Source organism: Stenotrophomonas sp. NPDC078853 (assembly GCF_044901215.1).
Classification (GTDB): domain Bacteria; phylum Pseudomonadota; class Gammaproteobacteria; order Xanthomonadales; family Xanthomonadaceae; genus Stenotrophomonas; species Stenotrophomonas lacuserhaii.
Genome location: NZ_JBJDOQ010000011.1, coordinates 1 through 21,988, shown reverse-complemented (window position 1 = coordinate 21,988; position 21,988 = coordinate 1). Strand labels below are relative to the sequence as shown.

The window sequence follows — 21,988 nt, the reverse complement described above, 5'->3', positions numbered from 1 at the left end:
GGGCGCTCGCCCGCTCCCGCCCGCAGGGATCAACCGCAGCTGGCAGAGATGATCTTGTTCTGCTCATCCACGCGCACGGTGACGCGGTCTTCGCGGTAGTCCATGGTGACCGCCATGCCGGGTTTGACCACACGCAGGGTCCGCGCACCGGCGTCGCGCACCGCGCGGTCGATGACCTCCTGGCTGGCCATCTGCCCGCTCAGCGCGGTCAGGGTGTCGCCATGGCAGTGGCTGCCCAGGCCTGCAACTTCCGGCTTCGGCGTGGTCGGCGCGGTGTCTGCGCTGGACGGCGTACTGCTGCAGGCGGCCAGCGGCAGCAGACAGGTGAGCAACAGCCAACGATTCGAACGCATGGCGGACCTCCCGGGTCGATGAATGGATGACACGAGGGGTCATCAGGCGCCATGCGCCGTCAACGTCGGGTAAACGCTCGCTCACCCTGCCTGCAGCGGCAGGCAGTTCACCGGGGGTGGCACATCGGCCTGCGCCTGCTGTTCGACCAAGGTCAGGAACAGCTGTGCCAGCGTCACCACGTCCTGGTGGTTGTGTTCGACCACCCGCCGCAGGTTCACCGCATCGCCGCCGCGCAGGTAGCGCAGCCAGGCCGACGGCGCTTCCGAACCGGGCAGGTCATCCTCGCGCACCACCTTCAGCAGCTGCCGTTCGATGGTGGCCAGCCGGCAGTTTTCCCAGACCCCGCGATAACGGCGACGGGTCGGGTACAGCAGGTCGATGTGGTCCAGCGCGGTGATCGGATCGCCTTGCCGCGCGAGCCGGTAGCGGGTCTTCAGCAGCGGCGCGTCGTAGCTGCGTCCGTTGTAGCTGGAAAACACCGTGGTCGATCCGAGCCAGCTGGTGAAGGTACGCAGCATGGCGGTCTCCGCGGCCATCGTGGAGATCATCAGCTGGCGGATGCGCAGGCCCGGCCCCCGGCTTGGATCCTGGTGCCAGTCGGCCGCGCCGATCATGAAGGCGCGGGTGCCGGTGCCGCCGGCCAGGCCGGTGGTTTCGGTATCGAAGAACAGCAGGTCCTGCGGCGCCACGTGCTGCTGCTCGCGCTTGGCGAAGGCCAACGACAGCGGTGCCGATGGGACATCCCCCGGCAGGAACGATTCGATCAGGTGCAGGCCCGGCGCGATCTCGGTGCCGGGCAGGCTGCGGTCCTGCGCGCGCGCCCGCGGTGCCTGGGGGGTCTCGCTACCGCGTTCACGCACGCCCAGCAGGCGTCGCAGTCCCTTGGCGTCGGCCACCTGGCGTGGCGCTGCGGCCACCCCGGTGGGTTTGTGGCGGATCTCCTTTTCCACCCAGGCAAATACCGAACGCGCCGCGTCGGGCTGCTTCGCATCGTTGGCAGCGGCGGGCAGCCCGGGCGTCGGCTCCGGCAAGGGTCCGGCGGGCGCTGACGGGGCAACCGCCCTGGCGTCACCGGCCTGCCGCCGCAGCAGCCGCAGCTTGTCCAGGCTCAGGCTCACGGTGCCAACAGCTCCAGCGGATCGGCAACCACCACCGACACGTCCGGCACGTGCTCGCAGGCCTGCGCATCGAACAGGTCCAGCACGCGCAGGGCCAGCGCACGCGGGGTGGTGTCGTCGGTTTCCTGTGCGGCCAGCACCGGGCCGACGCAGGCCGGGCAGCCCGCCTTGCAGTCGCAGCGCTGCACCAGTTCGCGCGCGCGCTGCACCAGCTCCTGCTGGCGCAGCCACAACGGCTCGCTCAGGCCGACCCCACCGGGGAAGTTGTCGTACAGGTACACGGTAGGCACGAACTGCTGCAGCAGCTCCACCGCGCCGGGATCGCCTTCTTCGCCGCGCAGCTGGCCACGGCCGCTCTGGTCGGCGATGGCGAACCACGCGCCGTCACCGTTGCCGACCGCCTTCTGCAGGTCGCGCGCGTCGGCCATCACCGCCACCGTGGCAACGATGTGCAGCGCGTAGGCCGCACCCAGGAAGCCGTCAAGTGCGTCCTGTTTGCTGGCGAACGCGCGCAGCAGCAGCGCCTGCGGCAACTGCCACCACACCGCCGTGGTGTGCAGTTCCTGGTCGGGCAGGTTGACCGGGCCGTAGCCGATGTTTTCGTGGGTGTAGTAACGGATCTTCTTGTAGCCGGCCACGCGGCGCACCACGTGCACCTCGCCATGATGGGAGTCGCCGCGCCCGGCGAGGTTGCCGTCGAAGCGGTCCAGCACCTTGAGCTTGGTGAAGTCGATGCTGTCGGTGTAGTAGTCCACGTGCGTGCGCGTGACGTAGGCCTTGCGGCCTTCCCAGTCCAGGGTCTCCACCTGGTAAGGGGTGGACTGCACCATGTGGATGGCGCCCTCATACAGGGTCAGTGCGGCGGCGGAATAATCCACTTCGGCGATGATCTGCTGCTTGCCGCCGCTGCGGTCGACCACCACGAAGTTGCCATCGGCCACCGAACGCAGGCTGACCGCGTTGGCGGGGTAGCTGTCGGCGATCCACTCCCAGCGCTCGCCTTCGCGGTGCACCACCTCGGTTTCCGCCAATGCTTCCAGGAATACTTCCGGGTCGATCGGGCCGAAGCCATCGCCGACCAGGAACGGCAGTTCGAAGGCGGCGCAGCGGATGTGGTCGAACAGGATCAGCGGCTGGTCCGGGGCGATGCGCGCATGCTCCGGCGAGGCATCGCCGAAGAAGTCCGGATGCCGCACCACGTACTGGTCCAGCGGCTGCGAACTGGCGACCATGACGCCCAGCGCGGGCTGCTGGCGGCGACCGGCGCGGCCGAAGCGCTGCCAGGTGGCGGCCACGCTGCCGGGATAACCGTTGAGGATCACCACGTCCAGGCTGCCGATGTCCACGCCCAGCTCCAGCGCGGAGGTGCTGACGATGCCGTCGATCTGCCCGGCGCGCATCGCGCGTTCGGTCTCGCGGCGCTCGGTCGGCAGGTAGCCGCCGCGGTAGGCGCGGATGCGGGCGGGCTTGCGCGGGTCGTGGTCGAAAATGTCCTTGAGGTACTTGGTGAGCACTTCCACCATCAGCCGGCTCTGCGCGAACACCAGCGTCTTCAGCCCGGATTTGATCGCGATGCGTGCGATGCGGTTGCTCTGCGAGCGCGCCGAGGCGCGCAGGCCCAGGTCCGGATTGACCACCGGCGGATTCCACAGCAGTACCTGCTTGGGCCCGCTTGGGGCGCCGGATTCGGTGATCGCGGTGACCGGCGCTTCGATCAGGGCCTCGGCATGCTGCTGCGGATTGCCGATGGTGGCCGAGCACAGGATGAACTGCGGTTGCACCCCGTAGAAGGCGCAGATGCGCTTGAGGCGGCGCAGCACATTGGTGACGTGGCTGCCGAACACGCCGCGGTAGGTGTGCACTTCGTCGATCACCACGTAGCGCAGGTTCTCGAAGAACTGCGCCCACTTGGTGTGGTGCGGCAGGATGGCCTGGTGCAGCATGTCCGGGTTGGACACCACGATGTCGCCATGCAGGCGGATTGCCTGCCGTGCATCGCCAGGGGTATCGCCATCGAAGGTGAAGGCCTTGACCCCCAGGTCGCCGGCGCGGTTGAGCTCCAGCAGCTCGGCCACCTGGTCCTGGGCCAGCGCCTTGGTTGGGAACAGGTACAGCGCCTTGGCCTTGTGCTGCATGGCCGCGCTGACCACCGGCAGGGTGTAGCAGAGTGATTTGCCGCTGGCGGTGGGGGTGACGATGGCGACGTGTTCGCCGCGCTGTGCTGCGTCCCATGCCTGCGCCTGGTGGCTGTAGAGCTGGTCGATGCCGCGCGCTTTCAGGGCGGCGGCAAGCGCCGGCGGCACGCTGTCCGGGATCGGCGCGTAACTGCCTTCGCGGCCGGGGATGGCGAAACTGCCGGTGATGCGATCGTGATAACGGCGCTGCAGGCGGGCGCCGAGCAGGGCGCCATCACGTGCCGGCAGGCCATCGCGGGTAGCGAGCTGGTGTTCGGCATCGGCGGTGCGCTTGGCGAGTTCGTAAGCCATCAGGAAAACATGCCGCAAAGAACGGTATGGGAACACAGCTTCGTCTCAATGCCTGAGACGCGCTTGCCCATACACGTGAATCATTCACTGCGAGCTGGCCGTCAGCTTCTGCGCTTGGTGGGTGACGACCGTTGGTCGTCACGCCTTCGCCTTTCCGCTGCGCTCGCCGAGCACGGCTCGGCGCTACCGGTCCGTTGCGGTGGTGCGCCGCTCCAGCCACCACAGCAGGCCGGCGACCAGCACGAAGGCGAGCAGCCATGGCCAGCGCGCGCCCGGCACCTGCTGCGTGGCGGCCGACATCCGTCCGTGCCCGCCGGCGACGCGCAGCGCCGTGCTGTCGCGCAGCTGCTGGCGATGCAGCGCGGTGGCGTCGGCGGGGTTGAACACATACACCGCCTGCCGCACATCGCCCTGCATCAATTCGTGCCAGCCGGCCTGGCGCGGCCACCATGCCGCGCAGCGCTGCGTGCCGGTGGCGGGGTCGACGATCAGCGTTTCCGGTGCGGCTTCGGCACTGCGACGTACCTGCGCGCCGGCCGCGACACCGCACACCACCACGCGCTCGCCCGCCCAGGGCGTATCAGACTCCACCTGCACTTCGGGCGCCGCCGCGACCGGGCGCGCGATGAGGCCGATCACACTGCTCCACAGCTCCGCATGGCGATCATCGCGCCCGGCCAGCACCGCGCGGTAACTGTCGGTCACCGGCAGCAGGCCGATCCGTCCGCGACCGCTCGCGCGCCAGCCGCCGATGGCCGCGCCGTCCGCATCCTGCAGCAGCGGCTGGGCGCCAGCGACTCGCAGGGTCAGCTGTTCCAGCGCCGGCACCTCGGCCAGGTGGGAACGTGCATCGGCCTCGGCCATCCACTGCGTTGCCTCCGCCGCCGGAGCCCGCGGTCCGCGCCGCGCCGGCAACAGCTCCGCCTGCGATTCGCCCGCCAGTTTCAACGCCGCGGCCTGGCCATTGCCGGTGACCGGCAGGCCCCAGCCACGCAGGGTCTGGCGCGCGTTGTCCGGCAGCGGCCCCGCGCTGCGCACCAACACGCCCAATCCATCGCGCAGGGCCTGCTGCACGGCGTTGCGCTGCGCGGCGCCCAGTGCGGCCAAGCTGCGTTCGTCCAGCAGCAGCACGTCTGATTCGGCAAGCCGCGCCGGGGTCACGGCCACCGGTGCGTCGCCCAAGATCACGCCGGCCCCCACGCTGGACTGGAACTGCAGCTCCACCCCCGCATCGGCGGCCCAGCGTCGCAGGTATTTGACCTCGGGTCCGGGCGCACCGGCCAGCATCAGCATCCGCACCGGTGCAGGCGCTGCGACCTGCAGCGGGACCGGGATGCTGTCCACCTGATGATCGCTGCCGTCCAGCAGCCGCAGCTGGAACACGGTGCGCCCGACGACCCGCGCAACACCTTCCAGGCGGGCGCCGCCGCGCTTGTCCAGCGCGGCACGCGCGACCACCTGGCCTGCAGGATCGAGCAGCTCGGCACGGCCGTCGGACACGCCCTGGGCACGTGCGCGCACGGCGAAGACCGCCCCGGGGGCGGTGATGGCCGGCGCTTGCAGGTCCATCCAGCCGCGCGGTGCGGGCGACAACCTCAACTGCACCTCGGCGGGCAACGCTGTATCACGATCGCGCGCGGACAACCCATCACCGACCAGCGTGAGCCGTTCGGTTCCCGGGTGCTGGCGCAGGGCGCTGGCCAGGTCCGGCACGCGCGCGATGCCGGCGCGCGCGTTGGACTCCGGCAGGGCGAGTACCGTCGAGGCGTCATCGGCTGCAGCAGGCGCCTGCGCTGCGCCGGCGGTCAGCAGCGTGAGCGCATGGCGGGGCGCGCTGTGCTGCGGCGGCACCAGCGCCAGCAGCAACAGCCCACCCGCCAGCGCCTGCAGCACCAGCAGCGCGGCCAGCCGCAGGGGCGGCAGGCGCGCGCCGCGCCGTTGCTGCAGCAGCATGCGCAGCGTGGCCAGCAGCACGATGGCGATGATCGCCGCGCCGATCCAGCGACTGTCCGTCATGGTCCGGCTCCCAGTGCATCGCGGTAACGCTGTCCCATAGCGTCGGGTGTGCTGCGCCGTGCCGGTGCCGGAACCGGGCGCAGCAGGGCACGCCACAACTGCGCGCGCAGCGCGTCGCGGCAGCGCATGCAGTCCGGTGCCATGCGCAGTTCTTCAATCGATGCGGCAAGGCTGAGCGGGTCGGCGAGGCGGGTTTCATTGGCACGCAGCCAGCCGTTCAACGCGTCCAGGTCCGGGGGCTGGCCAGCGCTGTCCAGCTGCTGCCAGACCACGACGATGGCCTGGTCCGACGCCGTCAGCGCCGCCAGCGGCAGGCGTCGACTGTCGATGCCCTCGCGCTTGCCGCCCAGCCGCCGGCTTTCGTCGATGGGAGGCAGTTCCGGACCCACCCGGGCCAGGTAGATCCGCTCGGCCTGCTGCACCTCCTTGATGAAGGCCAGCGCCTTGTAGGCATGCGGCAAGGCTTCTTTCGGCCGGCCCTGGCGCAGCTCGCCTTCGGAGGACCACATCTGGTCCAGTGCAGCCTTCAACGTGGCGCGCGTCTGCGGATCGAGCAGGGTGGCGGCCTCGGCGTGGTCATGGGTATGACCGTACTCGGAAAGTACATCGGTGGCGCTGCCGAACACCTGCGGCGCGTCGCTGCCAGCGTGATCGTGGCCATGGTCATCATCGTGGTCCGCGGCATGGCCGTCGTGCTCGTGATCTTCGGCAGCAGGAGCAGGAATGTCGTTGCTGGGCACGTCGCTGGTCGGCAGGTCGCTGGTGGGCGGGGGCCTGGGTGCGCCCTCGCTTTCCTCACCGAGGAACTGGCCGTAGCGCAGGCGCAGGATGCGCTGGTCCACGCCGATCGCATCGGAGCGACGGGTGAACTCGTCCCCTGACAGCTTGCTGCGCTGGGCGAGCAGGGCTTCGGCATCGATGATGATTTGCCGTTGGCTGCGGAAATACGCCGGCAGGGTGCGCTTGACCATGCCTTCCAGCTCGGCCTCCTGCACGTCGGCTTCGGTCGGCAGGCGCAGGATCAGGCTGCTGCTCTGCGCGGACTGTGGCGTGGGCGCGTGGTTGTCGCGCACCTGCAGCTGCGCGATCACATCGTTGCCGGCGCTGGCACCCAACGCGGCCAGGTCCAGCGCGTGGGCGAAGCGGCGCTGCATTGCCGGGCCGCTGCCACGGAGGGTGATGACCTGCTCGCGGAAGGTGATGTTCTCGCCGCTGCCCTGGGCCAGGGTTACCTTCAGCTGTGCCGTGGCGGCCACGCCGTGATCATCACGGGCTTCGAAGCGCAGCTGCCAGCGGCGCTGGCCGGGCGTGCCGAGCACCAGCGTGGCCTCCGGCTCGACCACCCGCACGCTGGGCGGCTGGTCGGGCACCACGTCCAGGCGGTACAGGCGCGTGTCGCGCAGTGCGGGCTCGGTCACCACGCGGTACAGGACCGGCCTTGCAGCCTTCCAGCTGCCGCTCCACTGCCCATCCTGCTGCGTCAGTTCGACGCGCTGCCCGTCGTGGAACTGCAGCGCGGCACGTGTGGGCGTGCCGGAAAAACGCAGCGACCAGCGCAGTTGGCTGTCCTGCGCGACCTTGCCGTCGAGCTCACTCTGCGTACGTACCGGCTGGCCGGTATAGGACGGCGCGGTGATCCGCAGGCGCGCGGACTGCAGCGCAGGCGGCGTGGAAGCCGCGGTGCCGCTTGCCGTGCCAACCGGCGCAGGAGCGGCCGGCACGCTGCCAGCGCGGGGCCAACCGAAGGCGAGGGCGACCACCAGCACGCTGGCGCACCCTGCTGCTGCCAGCGCGCGCCGCGGCCAACGTGCACGCAGCTCCGGTGGATCCTGGCGCAGGGCCGCATCGATGCGTTCGCGCTGGCGCAACTGCAATGGATTGAGCGTTGCGGCGTCGGTGAACAGCAGGTCGGCACTGTCGCGAGCCGTGGGCCGCTGGTCCAGCTGGCGAACCAGCCAGCGGCGATCCAGCGCACGCGCGCGCCAGGTCGCCAGCGCGGCGGCAGCGAGCAGGCCGATCGCCAGCACCCCGCTCGCCACGTCATACGTGGCAAGCCGCCATGCGAGTGCGGCCAGCGCGACCACCAGCGGCACCGCGATGGCCATCACCTGCGCTGCCTGGCGTCGGCGTGCTGCCTGCCAGGCGCGGCTCACGGCGGTGTTCATGGCGTGCTCCTGCGCCTGGCCGACGTTGCCAGCCAACGCTCCAGCGCGAACAGCAGCACGATCGCCAGCAGCATCCACGGGGCAAGGTCACGCGGTCGTGGCAGTGGGGCTGCCGCGCCGGTCAGCGGTGATTGATCCGCCGCCACGCCCAGGGTGGGGAACGGTGGCGGGGTCAGCACATCGCGCAGGCGCCGGGGAAAGTCGTCGTCCGCGACAGCGGGCAGCGCGGCGGTGGAGAGTGCGGCCGGGAAGCGGAGCAGGCGCCCGCGGCCCACGCGGCGTTGCTCGAGCAGCGTCGCACCCTGGGCATCGCGCAGCACCGGCAACCACGGCGAGGTCGCGGTTCCGGCGCCGGCACTACCGGGCTGAGGGGCGGCGACGCGCAGCACGCTGCCGCCTTCGGCAAGCCACGCCTGCCAGGCCGGCGGCAAGGGCGCGGCGGCCAGCCAGGCGCCTATCCGGCCGTCGGCCGGCACGGCATCGGTGGCAGCGGACAGCGGCGAACCGGTCCACGCGCGTTGCAACGCATCGAGCACCCGCAGCGCCGCAGGATCTCCATCGCCGCCGACATGCAGGCGCGGCGCTTCCGGCACGGTGCCTGCGGCGGCCACCGGCCGTGGCTGCGGTCGCCATTGCACGGTGCGCGACAACCGGATGCGCTCGCCGTCCAACCCGGGCAGCGGATCGGGAAGATGAACCACCAGCGGCGTGCCGGCGGGCAGGTTCTGGTCGAGCTCGCGCAGCAGGCTGGCGAAGGCCACCGTGGACGCTGCCGGCGGCTGCTGCAACGGCGGGAAACCGGGGGCCAGCCAACGCCAGTCCCCTTCGTTGTCCGCACCGCGCAGCACGGTGGCGTCCAGCCCCGGGGCCACCACGGTGACCGGCCGCACCTGCGCGGTTCCGCCCCGCAGCACCGGTTGCGCCAGCAGCAGCGCCAGCGTGGCCAGCAGCAACAAGCGCAATGCCAGCAGCAGCCATTCGTCGATCCGCACGCGGCTGCGCGGTCGGACGCGTGCCTGCAACCAGCGCAACGCGGCGAAGTCCAGCGGCACCTCGTGCTGCCGCCGGGCGAGATGGATCAGCAGCGGAACCAGCAGCGTTGCCAGCGCCAGCAGGCCCAGTGGGAACAACAAGGACAGGCTCATGGGGCGCCCCGCGTGCCGAACAGCTGCTGCAGGGGGGCATCCAGTGGCTCGTCGAGCCAGCCGGTGGCGTGGGCGATGCCGGCAGACTGCAGACGCGCCTGCAACGCACGGCGGGCCTGCGCGAACTGTTCCAGGTAGCCCGCGCGTAGCGCGCGGCCGTCACCCAGCAGCTCCGCCCCGGTTTCCGGATCGCGGAACCGATGGCCTTCGGTAAACGGAAAATCGCGCTCTTCGGCGGTCAGCAGCTGCACGTTGAAGACATCCCGGCGCGCGGCGGCCAGGCGTTCCAGCAGCTGGGTGCCGGCCTCGTCGAAGCCATCGCCGAGCGCGACCAGCATGTCCCCCGCATGCACGCGCTCCCACACCGGGCGCAGCATGTCCGCCGGCGGCCAGGTGCCGGTGGCGTTGAGCTGGCGCAGCTGCAGATGCATCCGGTCACGGTGGCGCGGGCCGCTCCCGGCCGGCACCAGCTGCACGCCACTGCCACCGAGGGCCAGCAGCCCGAATCGATCCCCCTGCTGCAGTGCCAGTTCCACCAGGCAGGCGGCCACCGCACTGGCGTGGTCCAGCCGCGACCACGCCGGCCGCGCGCGATCACGCTGGCTGGCCGAGGCACTGGCGTCGATCAGGATCCAGGCCGTTACCGGACTCTCGCGCTCGGATTCCCGAACGAAGAAGCGGTCCGAGCGTGCGTAGAGTTTCCAGTCCACCTGGCGGAGTTCGTCGCCGGGTTCGTAGGCGCGGTACTGCGCGAACTCCAGCCCCGCGCCCCGGCTGCGGCTGGCGTGCTGGCCGATGCCGTGCGCGCCGTGCGCACGGCGTGGCTGCAGGCGCAGGGCCTTCAGGCGGCCGCGGACGTCGGCGGGCAGGGCAATGGGAGCGTTGTGGTCCACGCGTGCGTCGTCGCGGTCAGCCGGGGAACGGCACGGCCTGCAGCAGCGCAGCGACCACGTCGTCGGCGCCCTTGCCTTCGGCCTCGGCGGCGAAGGACAACAGCAGGCGGTGGCGCATCACCGGCGCGGCCAGCGCCTGCACGTCGTCGCGCGTGGCGGCAAAGCGCCCCTGCAGCAGCGCACGGGCCTTGGCGGCCAGCACCAGCGACTGGCCGGCACGCGGGCCGGCACCCCATTTGATCCACTGGTTCACCGCTGCCGGTGCCGCCACGCCCGGGCGGCTGGCGCGGACAAGCCGGGTGATCCAGGCCAGCACATCGTCGCTGACGTGCACCTGGCGCACCGCGTCCTGCAGCGCGATCACCGCCTCGGCATCCATCACCTTCGGGACGCTGCCGCTGGTGCTGCCGGTGGTCTGGCGCAGGATGTCCTGCTCTTCCTGCTCGCTGGGGTAATCCACCCGCACATGCAGCAGGAAGCGATCCAGCTGTGCTTCCGGCAGCGGGTAGGTACCGGCCTGTTCGATCGGGTTCTGGGTGGCCAGTACGAAGAACGGCTGTGGCAGCGTGTAGGTTGTCCCGGCGTAGCTGACGGTGCGTTCCTGCATGGCCTCCAGCAACGCCGCCTGGGTCTTGGGCGGCGTGCGGTTCAGTTCGTCGGCCAGCAGCAGGTTGGTGAAGATGGGACCTTTCTGGAAGCGGAAATGGCGATGGCCGGTGCCATGGTCTTCTTCCAGCAGCTCGGTGCCCAGGATGTCGCTGGGCATCAGGTCCGGGGTGAACTGCACGCGGCGGAACTGCAGCTCCAGCGCTTGTCCCAGCGAACGCACCAGCAGGGTCTTGCCCAGCCCGGGCGCGCCTTCCAGCAGGCAGTGACCGCCGGCCAGCAGGCCGATCAGCAGCTGCTCCACCACCTCATGCTGGCCGACCACGGCCTGGGCGAGCGCATCGCGCAGCTGTTGCAGGCGCGGCAGCAGGGAATCAAGGTCAGGGGCGGTCATGGTCAAGCCTGTCAGGTGGGGGGGGAGGCCGGGAAACGCCGGCCATGCTCAGTTGTTCAACGCGTACATCACGATGTTGACGCCGAAGCGGGTGTTGTCTTCGGCCAGGAAACGCTTGTTGCGCCAGTCGTAGTCCCACTCGCAACCGTAATCCTTGTTGCTGTAGAGCACCCCGAGCCGGCCGTCCACTTCGATGCCCTTGAGGTAATCGTGGACCAGGTCGTCGCCCCAGCCATTCAACTCGAACCCGGTGGCCGGAGGGCCGTCCGGGAAGTTGAAGAAGCTGCGGTACAGCGCGTGGTTGTCGGGCAGTTTCTTCAATGCCGAAGCGCCGAACAGCTTGCCCATCTGCGCTTCGAAGGACTTGGCGAACAGGCCATCGATATCGTGGTTGCAGTCGTCCACGAACACGAAGCCCCCGTTGCGCACGTACCGTACGAAGTTCTCGCGTTCGGCGGCACTGAACTCCACCAGCTTGTGGCCGGCGAGGTAGCAGAACGGTGCCTGCAGCATGCGGGGATCGGACAGGTCCAGCACGTGTTCCTTCGGGTCCACGCGCAGGCTGGTGTAATCGATCAGCGAGGTGATCAGGTTGGACGGCATGCGCGCATCCACGTCCCAGTCACCGGAATCGTATTTCAGCCGCGTGAACCAGAAATCGTAGCGCCCCGCCTGGGCACGGGCGAAGCGCGGCAGCGCCGCCAGGGCGGCGCCACCGAGCATCGCACGCAGGAACTGCGCGCGGTTCACGCCGTCCCTGCAGACGGCCAGCGGCCGTCGCTATCCGTCCAACGCGGCATCAGACCGCGTCGGACAACGAGGTGAAGGTGAAATCGCGCAGGCGCATCGGCGGGATCATCATCACGAAGCTGGACTCGTCACCGGCCACGCGCACCGGCTTGCCGAGCTCGTCGATGTTGTTGAGCATGATCACCGGCGATTCGTTGAAGCGGAAGTTCTTCACCGGGTGCTTGATCTGCCCGTTCTCGATGTAGAACGTGCCGTCGCGGGTCAGGCCGGTCAGCAGCACGGTCTGTGGATCGACCATGCGGATGTACCAGGTACGGGTGACCAGGATGCCCTTCTGGGTACCCCGCACCAGGTCCGCCGTGCTCTTGTCGCCGCCGCTCATCAGCAGGTTGCCCGGCCGCGCGTTGGCGGTCTTGCCCTGCTTCTGTGCCCAGAAACGCGAGTAGTCGAGGTTGGCGATCTTGCCGTTTTCGATGATGGCGACCTTGTCGCGCGGCATGCCGTTGTCATCCCACGGCAGTACCGGCGCTTCGGGGTGCCACGGATCAGCGTGCAGGTTCACCCGCGGGTCGTACACCTGTTCGCCGAGCTTGTTGCCGCCGCCCTTCTTTGACAGGAAGCTGCGGCCTTCATCGGCCGAGCGCGCATCGAAGAAGCGCATCATGAAGCTGATCAGACCGGCAGCCGCAGCCGGTTCCAGGATAACCGTGTACTTGCCCGGTTCCAGCGCCTTGGCTTCGGCCGATTCGGTGGCCTTGCGCATGGCGATGCGCACGTCCTGGTCGGCCTTGAAGTCGGCCGCATCCTTCAGGTTGCGACCGACCCAGCCCGAACCGCGGCCGTCTTCGGTGCGCACAGTGCAGGTGTAATCGAAGCTGCTGGTGCGCTGGTAGCCGAAGTTGCCGTTGCTGTTGGCGGTGGCGACGAAGCCGTGGCCGTCTTCCAGGAACCCGGCCGCGATCACCCCGGCCTGGCGGCACGGCAGGATCGAATCGGCGGCGACCTTGGCGCGGAACGCCGGATCGATGGCCCCGGTGGATTCGCTGAAGGTCGGCGTAGGGCGATAGGTCTGCTTGCCGATCGCCGGGATGAACTCCGGGTTCTCCGGCGCCAGTCGGGCCAGGTCTTCGGCACGGCGCACCACGCGTTCCAGCGCGGCATCGTCGAATTCGTTGATCGATGCGGTGCCGACGCGCTTGCCGAAGGCCACTTCCACGGCCAGCGAGGCATCACTGACGATGCCGCTGGTGGAGATGTTGTTCAGCGCGAAACGGATGTTGCCGTTGATGGACCCGGCCAGGGTCGCGGTGCACTCATCGGCCTTGGACAGGGCGATGACCTTGTCGAGGATGGCCTTGGCCTGCTGTTCGGTGAAGATGCTCATGGGTTTCGGGCTCCAGACCGGTCAGCCGAGGCTGCGTGCGGTGTTGATGACGTTGATGCCATTGAAACGGGCAGTGGACGAACCGTGCGAGACCGCCGAGACCTGGCCCGGCTGGCCCTTGCCGTCGAAGAACGAGCCACCCAGGCGGTAGTCGCGCTCGTCGGCGACGGCGCTGCAGGCGTTCCAGAACTCCGGCGTGCGGATCTGGTAGGCCACGTCCTCCAGCATGCCGGTGATCCTGCCGTTCTTGATCTCGTAGAACAGCTGGCCACCGAACTGCGCGTTGTAGCGTTGCTGGTCGATCGAGAACGAGCCGTCACCGATGATGTAGATGCCGTTCTCCACGTCCTTGATCAGCTCATCCACGCTGAGCTTCTGCTTGCCCGGTGCCATGGACACGTTGGCCATGCGCTGGAACTGCACGCTGGACCACGAATCGGCATAACAGCAGCCATCGGACTCGGTCTTGCCGAGGATATGGGCCTGGTCGCGGATGGTCTGGTAATCCACCAGCTTGCCGTCGCTGATCAGGTCCCAGCGCTTGCACTTCACGCCTTCGTCGTCATACGCCACCGCGCCCAGGCTGCCTTGCTGGGTCTTGTCGGCGAAGATGTTGACCAGCTCGCTGCCGTACTGGAAACGCTGCTCGCGCTTGTCCAGCGTGGCGAAGCTGGTGCCGGCGTAGTTGGCCTCGTAGCCGAGTACGCGATCCAGTTCCAGCGGGTGGCCGACCGACTCGTGGATGGTCAGCCAGGTGTGCGAAGGATCCAGCACCAGGTCGTACTTGCCGGGCTTCACCGAGGGCGCCTTCAGCTTCTCGCGCGCCTGTTTGGCCGACGCGATGGCATCTTCCTTCATGTCGTAGGACGTGGAGTAGTTCACCACCCCGTTGGGGGTGACCACCTTGCCGGCGGTCGAACCGTCCAGGTACTCGTAGCCCATGCCCATCGGCGCGGACAGGCCCTCGCGGGTGCGGAACTTGCCGCTTTCCTTGTCGATGGCGGTGATCGTCATCGGCACCCAGATGCGGTGTACGTCCTGGTCGATGTAGGAGCCATCGGTGGAGGCGAAATACTTCTGTTCGTTGACCAGGAACATCATCGAATTGACGAAGCTGGCGCCGGCATTGATCGCCGCCGCGTTGACGTCCAGCAGCAGGTCGACCTTGTCTTTGATCGGCACTTCCATGGAATTACGGCGTACCGGCGTGCGCCAGCTGACCTCGCCCACGCCGGGGGCTGCAGCCAGCTGCACCGGTGCGGTCTGGATGCCGGCGTTGGCGCGTGCGATGCCCGCCGCCTGCTGCGCCGCCTTGGCGATGTCCGCACTGGCCAGCTGGTTGGTGGCCGCAAAGCCCCAGGCCCCGTTGACCAGCACGCGGATGCCCACGCCGGTGGACTCGGTATTGACCACGTTCTGCACTTTGTCTTCGCGGGTGATCACGAACTGCCGCAGGTAGCGGCCGATGCGCACGTCGCAGTAGGTGGCGCCGGCACTGCGCGCCGCCTGCAGGGCGACATCGGCCAGGCGCTTTTTCAGGGCCGGGTCGAGCACGGTCTGCAGTTGTTCGGCGGCGATCGCCTTGCCGAAGAAGGAGGGCACCAGCAGCCCGCCCGCGGTAAGCCCGGTGAGGGCGAGGAAGTCACGTCGTTGCAAGGCTGCTCTCCACGTGTGGATGTTGGACAGGACTCATGCGCCGAGACTGCGCGCGGTATTGATGATGTTGATGCCGTTGAAACGGGTGGTGGACGAACCGTGCGATACCGCCGATACCTGCGAGGGCTGGCCCTTGCCGTCGAAGAACGAGCCGCCGAGGCGGAAATCGCGCTCATCGCAGATCGCCGAACAGGCGTTCCAGAACTCCGGCGTGCGGATCTGGTAGGCCGCGTCCTCGACCATGCCGGTGATGCGGCCGTCCTTGATCTGGTAGCAGAGCTGGGCGCCGAACTGCGCGTTGTAACGCTGCTGGTCGATGGAATACGAGCCGCGGCCGTGGAAATACAGGCCGTTCTCCACGTCCTTGACCATCTCCGCCACGCTCAGCGGCGCCTTGCCCGGCGCCAGCGAGACGTTGGCCATGCGCTGGAACTGCACGCTGGACCACGAATCAGCGTAACTGCAGCCATGCGAGGCGTCGCGCCCGAGGATATGGGCTTCATCGCGGGTGGCCTGGTAGTCGACCAGGATGCCATCGCGGACCAGGTCCCAGCGCTGGGTCTTGACCCCTTCATCGTCGTAGCCCACCGCGCCGAGGCTGCCCGGCTGGGTCTTGTCGGCGGTGAAGTTGACGATGTCGCTGCCCCAGCGGAAGCCGGCATCGCGCTTGTCCAGCGTGGCGAAGCTGGTGCCGGCGTAGTTCGCCTCGTAGCCCAGCACGCGGTCCAGTTCCAGCGGATGGCCGACATTCTCGTGGATGGTCAGGAACAGGTTGGACGGGTCCAGCACCACATCGTACTTGCCGGCCTTCACCGAAGGCGCAGTGAGCTTTTCGCGTGCCTGGCGCGCGGCGGCCAGTGCGTCTTCGCGCGGGTCGTAGGAATGGCCGTAGCCGACCACCCCGCCGGGCAGTTCGAAGCGCCCGCTGCGGTCACCGTCGAGGAACTCGTAACCCATGCCCATCGGCGCGGACAGGCCGTTGCGGGTGCGGAACCGGCCGCTGGCCTTGTCCACCGCGGTGGCGGTGAAGGGCAGCCAGATGCGGTGCACGTCCTGGTCGATCCAGGAGCCATCGCTGGAGGCGAAGTACTTCTGTTCGTTGACCAGGAACAGGGTGGAGTTGAAGTAGTCCGCGCCGGCGCCGAGCGCGGCGGCATTGATGTCCAGCAGCAGGCTGACCTTGTCCTGCACCGGCACCGCCATGGCGTTCTTCTTCAGCGGGGTGCGCCAGCTGACTTCGCCCACCCCGGGCGTGGCAGCCAGCTGCACGCGGCGGGTCTGCACCTTCGCATTGGCGCGGGCGATGGCCACCGCCTGCGCCACCGCCTGCACGACCTGCTCCGGCGTGCGCTGGTGGGTGGCAGCGAAACCCCAGGCGCCGTCGACGATCACGCGCACGCCGACGCCGGCCGATTCGCTGTTGGTGACGTTTTCCACGTTGCGTTCGCGGGTGATGATGCCCTGGCTCAGGTAACGGCCGATGCGCACGTCGCAGTAGCTGGCACCGGCGCCGCGCGCGGCCTGCAGCGCGGCATCGGCCAAGCGCTTGCCGAGCGCCGGGTCACCGGGTTCGAGCAGCTGCTCGGCGGCGATCAATCGCCCATGCGGCAGCATCAGGCCGGCCAGGCCGGCGCCGGTGAAGGCCAGGAAATCTCGACGTCGCACTGCCACCACCCCACGTGCACTCAGTTGACACCCGACTTTCGCCAGCGCCATCCAATGGCACAAGTGACTGCAGTCATGGTCGTGTCACAGGCACAATGGCGTTCTGCCACTTTCGTCACGAACCATGACCGAAAAGCCGTACTCCCTTGCCTGCGAGCGCAACCGCGATCCCATCGCCGCCGCGCTGGACCCGTTCATGGCCGATCGCCGCCGCGTGCTGGAGATCGGCAGTGGCACCGGCCAGCATGCCGCCTGGTTCGCCCAGCGCTGGCCATGGCTGCAGTGGCAGCCCAGCGACCACCCGGACCACCTGGCGGGGATCCGCGCGTGGCGCGACGATGCCGGGCTGGCCAATCTGCAGCCACCGTTCGCGCTGCAGGCAGCGCTGCCGCCGGCGCCACCGCTGGCCGTGCCGGCCGGTACGCCGCGCTTCGATGCGGTGTTCAGTGCCAACACCCTGCACATCATGGGCTGGGAGCACGTACAGGCGCTGTTTGCCGGCCTGCCTGCGCTGCTGGAGGGCGGTGCGCTGCTTGCGGTGTATGGCCCCTTCAACTACGCCGGTCGCTTCACCAGTGACAGCAATGCCCAGTTCGATGGCTGGCTGAAGGCCCGCGATCCGCGCAGCGGCATCCGCGATGGTGAGGCGGTGCAGGCGCTGGCGGCAGCGCAGGGGTTCGTCGCAGTGGACGATCTGCCGATGCCGGCCAACAACCGGTTGCTGGTGTGGCGGTTGGGGTGATCAGGCGTCGGGCGCCTCGAACTTGCCGAGCAGACGCGCACACGACGCATGCAGCTCCTCGACGAGATCGTCCAGAACGGGATGGGCCATTCCCTCCGCGCGCATGCGGATGTTCACTGCGCTGGCAGCAGACGGCAGGCTGCCGGCCATCTCGGCCAAGGTGTACAACGTGGCCGTGGGGTCGAGCTTCATTGATTCGGCGGTGGTCTGCCAGTCCTGCAGCCGGATATCCCACCATCTGTAATGGCTGCCGACCTTCATGGCCATCTTTATCTTCCGCCGCTGCAGGCTCGGATAAGGAAATGCGCTGGAAATGTCGTACAGCGGCGCAAGCCTCACCGTGCCGCCGGATCCGAAAAGCAGTGAATAGTTCTTCGCGTGGGCGTCGGTTCCACCGATGAGATAATTGAACATCAGTGCGCGCATCAGGACATCTACGTCGACGCGAGGCTGGGAAGAGTGCGCCCACAGCAGAGCGGCCAGATCAGCGGGACCAGGTCCACCCTGGTTCTGGTACTTCAGGTGAGGTGTGATCGAAAGCGCCTGGCAGAAATCCTCCTGATGGATCCGATGCCAGACCCCATCGATCTGCTGGCGATCATAGCGTTCGACCGAAATCGCGGATTCGCCATTGACGACCATCTTTTCCACGTGCGCGGCAGGAAGGCCAAGCTGGCGTGCCAGTCGCAGGCAGAAGATCTCGTTCTCCACGAAACCGTCATAGTCGCCGCTCGGTGGTTTGATGATATGGGTCGTCGGCAGTCGCCCACTGGGAATCGCCCAGCAGCCGTCCGGTTGCTTCATCAATGCGATCTTCGACTGGGCTCCGGCGAGGCTGAAGTGACCTACCGTGTCGTCAGGGCGCCCGACACCACCGGTCTGCCGCAAGCCAGCAAGACGTGCAGCGACCTCTTCGGCGGTCAGCGTGACCACGCCATCGTCTGCACCACCCAGGACGGCCGCGAGTCTCTGGTCGGTGATGAACTGGACGGCACCGGCGCAATCTTCGCCCACGTGCGCCAGCAGTGCCGCGGGATTGCGGGGCGACACGTGGAAATGTGAGCCCCAGCGCTGGAGCAGGTTCTCGTTGTCGGGCAGCAGCCCCCACAGCACCGACGCGACGTCCTCGTGTCCGAACCGCTTCCGCAGCAGCGGCAGGCTCAACGAGAGGGGATAGGCGGCAGGTGATTCCAGCCATCCACTGGCGTAGTCGAACTGAGGGTGGCCGTGGGCATCACTGCCGAGTGTCCCTGCAATCTCACCAGATAGAAGTACAGTCAGGGCCATCGGTGTTCCCAGGTTCGTGAGCTGGTTGATTGATTGCGAAGACGAGGACCTGCGGAGTGCGTCAACGGGATCGGCGTGGGTGATTTCCATCCGCAGGTTCCGGAGCACCCAGGACATTACGTTGTTCAACGCTGTCTTTCTCTTGCAGGTGTCCCGAATCCGCGCGTGCAAGCCAATTGCCTACGAGATCCGCGAGCGCGCTCTTGTCGACGTCGGGCGCAGCCTGTTCGACTTTGCTCTTATCAATGATCCGGTTGATGTCCACGCGCGGGCCACTGCCTTCGGCAGTGGGAGAAGACGAAGAAGGCGTTGCGTCCAAGCGCAGGCCGAGCACGTTCAAGGTGCGGAGTATCAGGCCCAGTTCGGCTCCGGGCTTTCCTTTTTCCATCTCGATGACCCATCGACGGCTGACGCCGACGGCATGCGCCAGCGTGGCCTGATCCCACGCCAGCGCCTTGCGCCGCTGTCGGATGAGAACTCCAAGATCATTGGGCGTCTTGAGCTGGGCCATCGGGCAAATGTAACCGATAGTTCACATAAGTCCAATAGTAATCGAACGATTACATTTCAACGAAGTAACTGTTCGATTACCTTGCCGACGGCCAGTGGCCGTCGCTACCTGCCGACGGGGCAGCAGCCGTGGCAGCCCTCAAGCCACCTGGACGATGTGCAGCGCGCGCGGGTTGTTCCACTGCGCCAGCAAGGTCGCCTCGCGTGCCTTGGCCTTCTCCAGGTGCGCTTCCTTGACGTGGCCGTAGCCGCGGATGTGTTCGGGAATGCTGGCGATCTCCACCGCCAGCGCAAGCCGGTGGTCATCCAGGCCGTCCAGCAGCAGCTGCACGGTGGCCTCGTAATCGGTGATCAACCGGCGTTCGCCGACGCGCTCGGCGGTGCGGCCGAACGGGTCCAGCCGGCCGCCACGCAGGAACTTCAGCTTGGCCAGCACGCCGAAGGCCTTCAGCATCCAAGGGCCATACTCCTTCTTGATCAGGCGGCCCTGCGCATCCTTCTTCGCGAACAGCGGCGGGGCCAGATGGAAGCGCAGCTGGTAATCGCCTTCGAACTGCTGCTGCAGGCGGCGCTGGAAATCGCCACTGGTATACAGCCGCGCCACTTCGTACTCGTCCTTGTAGGCCATCAGCTTGAACAGGTAACGGGCCACGGTTTCGGTCAGCGCGGTGGAGCCGCCCAGCGTGTCCTGTTCCCCCTTCCGCACCCGATCGACCAGGCTGCGGTAGCGGTCTGCATAGGCCTCGTCCTGATAGTCGACCAGGAATGCGGCGCGGCGCGTGATCATTTCATCCAGCGAGCGCGACAGCCGCTCATCGTCGAGTGGCAGGAACGCCACGTCATCGCCGGCGTGCCCGGGCAGGCCCCGCAGCTCGCGTTCGTCATTGCTGTTGCGCGGTGCGGTGGTGGCGCCCCATTCGGTGCTTTCCCATTCGCCCGGCGGCAACGCGTGCAACGGACCCGGCGTGGTTTCGGCCGAGGTGTGGCCATTGCGGACCAGGCCCGCAGCCTGCTGCACGGCGTGCGGGTCCACCGCGGCCAGGCGGCCCCAGGCAAAGGCCTGCTGGTTCATCGCCACGGCCGCGCCGTTGAGCTCGATGGCGCGCATCAGCGCATCGAAGGACAGCGGCACCAGGCCCTGCTGCCACGCGTAGCCCAGGATGAACAGATTGGCTGCGATCGCATCGCCCAGCAGCGCGGTGGCCAGCTGGGTGGCGTCCAGCAGCAGCGGCGATTCGCCGCCCAGCGCCACCCGGATGCCGGCCACGATGTCGGCGGCGGGGAACTGCATGTCCGGCCGGGTGGTGAAGCTGCCCGGCATGGCTTCATAGGTATTGAGCACCACCTGGGTGCGACCGGCGCGCACCTTGGACAGCGCCCAGTAATCGTTGACCACCACCATGTCGCAGCCCAGCACCAGGTCGGCTTCACCGGCGGCGATGCGCACGGCATGGATGTCGGCCGGCGTGCGTGCGATGCGGATGTGGGTGGTGACCGCACCGCCCTTCTGCGCCAGGCCGGTCTGGTCCAGCACCGAAGCGCCCTTGCCCTCCAGGTGCCCGGCCATGCCCAGCAGCGCGCCGATGGTTACCACGCCGGTGCCACCCACGCCGGTGATCAGGATGTTCCAGGGCTGCTCCAGCGCGGTCCGCACCGGCGGCGCCGGCAGGTTGTCCAGCAGGGTGGAGGCATCGCGCTTGCTGCCCTTGCGCGGCTTGCCGCCGTGCACGGTGACGAAGCTCGGGCAGAAGCCGGTGGTGCAGGAATAATCCTTGTTGCAGTTGGACTGGTCGATATCGCGCTTGCGCCCGAACTCGGTTTCTTTCGGCAGCACCGATACGCAGAAACTCTTCTTGCCACAGTCGCCGCAGCCCTCGCACACCAGCGAGTTGATCACCACCCGCTTGGCCGGGTCTTCCAGCTTGCCGCGCTTGCGCCGGCGTCGCTTTTCGGTCGCGCAGGTCTGCTCGTAGATCAGGATCGAAACGCCCTTCACCTCGCGCAGCTGCTTCTGCACCGCATCCAGCGCGCTGCGGTCATGGAAGGCCACGCCGTCCGGGAACTGGTCGCGCTGCCGGGTCCATTTCTCGATGGTGTCCGACAGCACCACGATGGTCTGGATGCCTTCGGCGCGCATCTGCCGGGCGATGTCCGGCACGCTCAGCGGGCCGTCCACCGGCTGGCCGCCGGTCATCGCCACCGCGTCGTTGTAGAGGATCTTGTAGGTGATGTTGACCCCGGCGGCGACCGATTGGCGGATCGCCAGCGAGCCACTGTGGAAATAGGTGCCATCGCCCAGGTTCTGGAACACGTGCGGGGTATCGGTGAAGGCGGCCTGGCCGGCCCAGGTCACCCCTTCGCCACCCATGTGGGTGAAGGTGTCGGTGCTGCGGTCCATCCAGGTCACCATGTAATGGCAACCAATGCCGCCCAGCGCGCGCGAGCCTTCCGGCACGGTGGTGGAGGTGTTGTGCGGGCAGCCGGAGCAGTAATGCGGCACGCGCGGGAAGTTCGCGCGCGGCAGGGCCAGCTCGGCTTCCTTCTCCTGCATCCACTGCAGGCGTTGTTCGATGGAGTCGTTGTTGAAGAACTTCTGGATGCGCCGGCCGATCACCCCGGCGATGGTGGCCGGGGTCAGCTCGCCGGTGGACGGCAGGATCCACTCGCCTTCCTCGTCGTACTTGCCGACGATGGACGGCCGCGGGCCCCAGCTGGCCGGCCAGTTGAAGAACTGCTCCTTCATCTGGCGCTCGATGAAGGCTCGCTTCTCTTCCACCACGATGATGTCTTCCAGCCCCTGCGCGAAGCGGGCGATGC

16 protein-coding genes are annotated in these 21,988 nt (G+C 68.0%); 1 reads left to right on the top strand and 15 read right to left on the bottom strand.

Annotated elements, in window-relative coordinates; all coding sequences use genetic code 11:
• Positions 1 to 29: 29 nt before the first annotated feature.
• The 12 genes from ACI2JH_RS12120 to ACI2JH_RS12065 form a co-directional block, all read right to left on the bottom strand.
• Complete coding sequence (locus ACI2JH_RS12120) at positions 30 to 353, bottom strand: I78 family peptidase inhibitor (protein ID WP_101101658.1); 324 nt, start codon at positions 351 to 353, stop codon at positions 30 to 32.
• A gap of 81 nt (positions 354 to 434) precedes the next feature.
• Positions 435 to 1,472 carry a ribonuclease H-like domain-containing protein gene (locus ACI2JH_RS12115; protein ID WP_404736297.1) on the bottom strand — a complete coding sequence of 346 codons (1,038 nt, stop codon included), beginning with the start codon at positions 1,470 to 1,472 and terminating at the stop codon, positions 435 to 437.
• Complete coding sequence (locus ACI2JH_RS12110; protein WP_404736296.1) at positions 1,469 to 3,958, bottom strand: DEAD/DEAH box helicase; 2,490 nt, start codon at positions 3,956 to 3,958, stop codon at positions 1,469 to 1,471. The genes ACI2JH_RS12115 and ACI2JH_RS12110 overlap by 4 nt, the downstream gene beginning before the upstream one ends.
• Positions 3,959 to 4,141: 183 nt before the next feature.
• A complete protein-coding gene (locus ACI2JH_RS12105) occupies positions 4,142 to 5,974 on the bottom strand; it encodes a hypothetical protein (protein ID WP_404736295.1) in 1,833 nt (610 codons plus the stop codon).
• On the bottom strand, positions 5,971 to 8,139 hold the full coding sequence (locus tag ACI2JH_RS12100) for a hypothetical protein (RefSeq protein WP_404736294.1): 2,169 nt from the start codon (positions 8,137 to 8,139) through the stop codon (positions 5,971 to 5,973). Before ACI2JH_RS12100 ends, ACI2JH_RS12105 begins: the two co-directional genes overlap by 4 nt.
• Positions 8,136 to 9,278: a BatA domain-containing protein gene (locus tag ACI2JH_RS12095; RefSeq protein WP_404736351.1), complete on the bottom strand. Its 1,143-nt coding sequence runs from the start codon at positions 9,276 to 9,278 to the stop codon at positions 8,136 to 8,138. Before ACI2JH_RS12095 ends, ACI2JH_RS12100 begins: the two co-directional genes overlap by 4 nt.
• A gap of 2 nt (positions 9,279 to 9,280) precedes the next feature.
• Positions 9,281 to 10,177 carry a DUF58 domain-containing protein gene (locus ACI2JH_RS12090; RefSeq protein WP_404736293.1) on the bottom strand — a complete coding sequence of 299 codons (897 nt, stop codon included), beginning with the start codon at positions 10,175 to 10,177 and terminating at the stop codon, positions 9,281 to 9,283.
• Between the two features lie 16 nt (positions 10,178 to 10,193).
• The gene (locus tag ACI2JH_RS12085; RefSeq protein WP_319275799.1) at positions 10,194 to 11,177 is read right to left on the bottom strand and encodes a MoxR family ATPase; all 984 of its coding nucleotides are present in this window, start codon (positions 11,175 to 11,177) and stop codon (positions 10,194 to 10,196) included.
• A 48-nt stretch (positions 11,178 to 11,225) separates the two neighbouring features.
• Positions 11,226 to 11,900: a DUF4159 domain-containing protein gene (locus ACI2JH_RS12080; protein WP_404736350.1), complete on the bottom strand. Its 675-nt coding sequence runs from the start codon at positions 11,898 to 11,900 to the stop codon at positions 11,226 to 11,228.
• A 76-nt stretch (positions 11,901 to 11,976) separates the two neighbouring features.
• Complete coding sequence (locus ACI2JH_RS12075; RefSeq protein WP_101101642.1) at positions 11,977 to 13,311, bottom strand: TldD/PmbA family protein; 1,335 nt, start codon at positions 13,309 to 13,311, stop codon at positions 11,977 to 11,979.
• A gap of 21 nt (positions 13,312 to 13,332) precedes the next feature.
• Complete coding sequence (locus ACI2JH_RS12070) at positions 13,333 to 14,967, bottom strand: TldD/PmbA family protein (protein ID WP_404736292.1); 1,635 nt, start codon at positions 14,965 to 14,967, stop codon at positions 13,333 to 13,335.
• Between the two features lie 33 nt (positions 14,968 to 15,000).
• Positions 15,001 to 16,632, bottom strand: coding sequence for a TldD/PmbA family protein (locus ACI2JH_RS12065; RefSeq protein ID WP_404736291.1), 1,632 nt, complete (start codon positions 16,630 to 16,632; stop codon positions 15,001 to 15,003).
• Between the two features lie 124 nt (positions 16,633 to 16,756).
• Here ACI2JH_RS12065 and ACI2JH_RS12060 point away from each other — a divergent pair, with 124 nt between their 5' ends.
• Positions 16,757 to 17,374, top strand: coding sequence for a DUF938 domain-containing protein (locus tag ACI2JH_RS12060; protein ID WP_404736290.1), 618 nt, complete (start codon positions 16,757 to 16,759; stop codon positions 17,372 to 17,374).
• On the opposite strand, the gene ACI2JH_RS12055 is transcribed toward ACI2JH_RS12060, so the two are convergent.
• The 3 genes from ACI2JH_RS12055 to ACI2JH_RS12045 all read right to left on the bottom strand — a co-directional run.
• Positions 17,375 to 18,751 carry a type II toxin-antitoxin system HipA family toxin gene (locus ACI2JH_RS12055; RefSeq protein ID WP_349998628.1) on the bottom strand — a complete coding sequence of 459 codons (1,377 nt, stop codon included), beginning with the start codon at positions 18,749 to 18,751 and terminating at the stop codon, positions 17,375 to 17,377.
• A complete protein-coding gene (locus ACI2JH_RS12050) occupies positions 18,723 to 19,172 on the bottom strand; it encodes a helix-turn-helix transcriptional regulator (RefSeq protein ID WP_101101634.1) in 450 nt (149 codons plus the stop codon). Before ACI2JH_RS12050 ends, ACI2JH_RS12055 begins: the two co-directional genes overlap by 29 nt.
• Positions 19,173 to 19,310: 138 nt before the next feature.
• The coding region (locus tag ACI2JH_RS12045; RefSeq protein WP_404736289.1) for an indolepyruvate ferredoxin oxidoreductase family protein at positions 19,311 to 21,988 on the bottom strand (2,678 nt) is incomplete at its 5' end.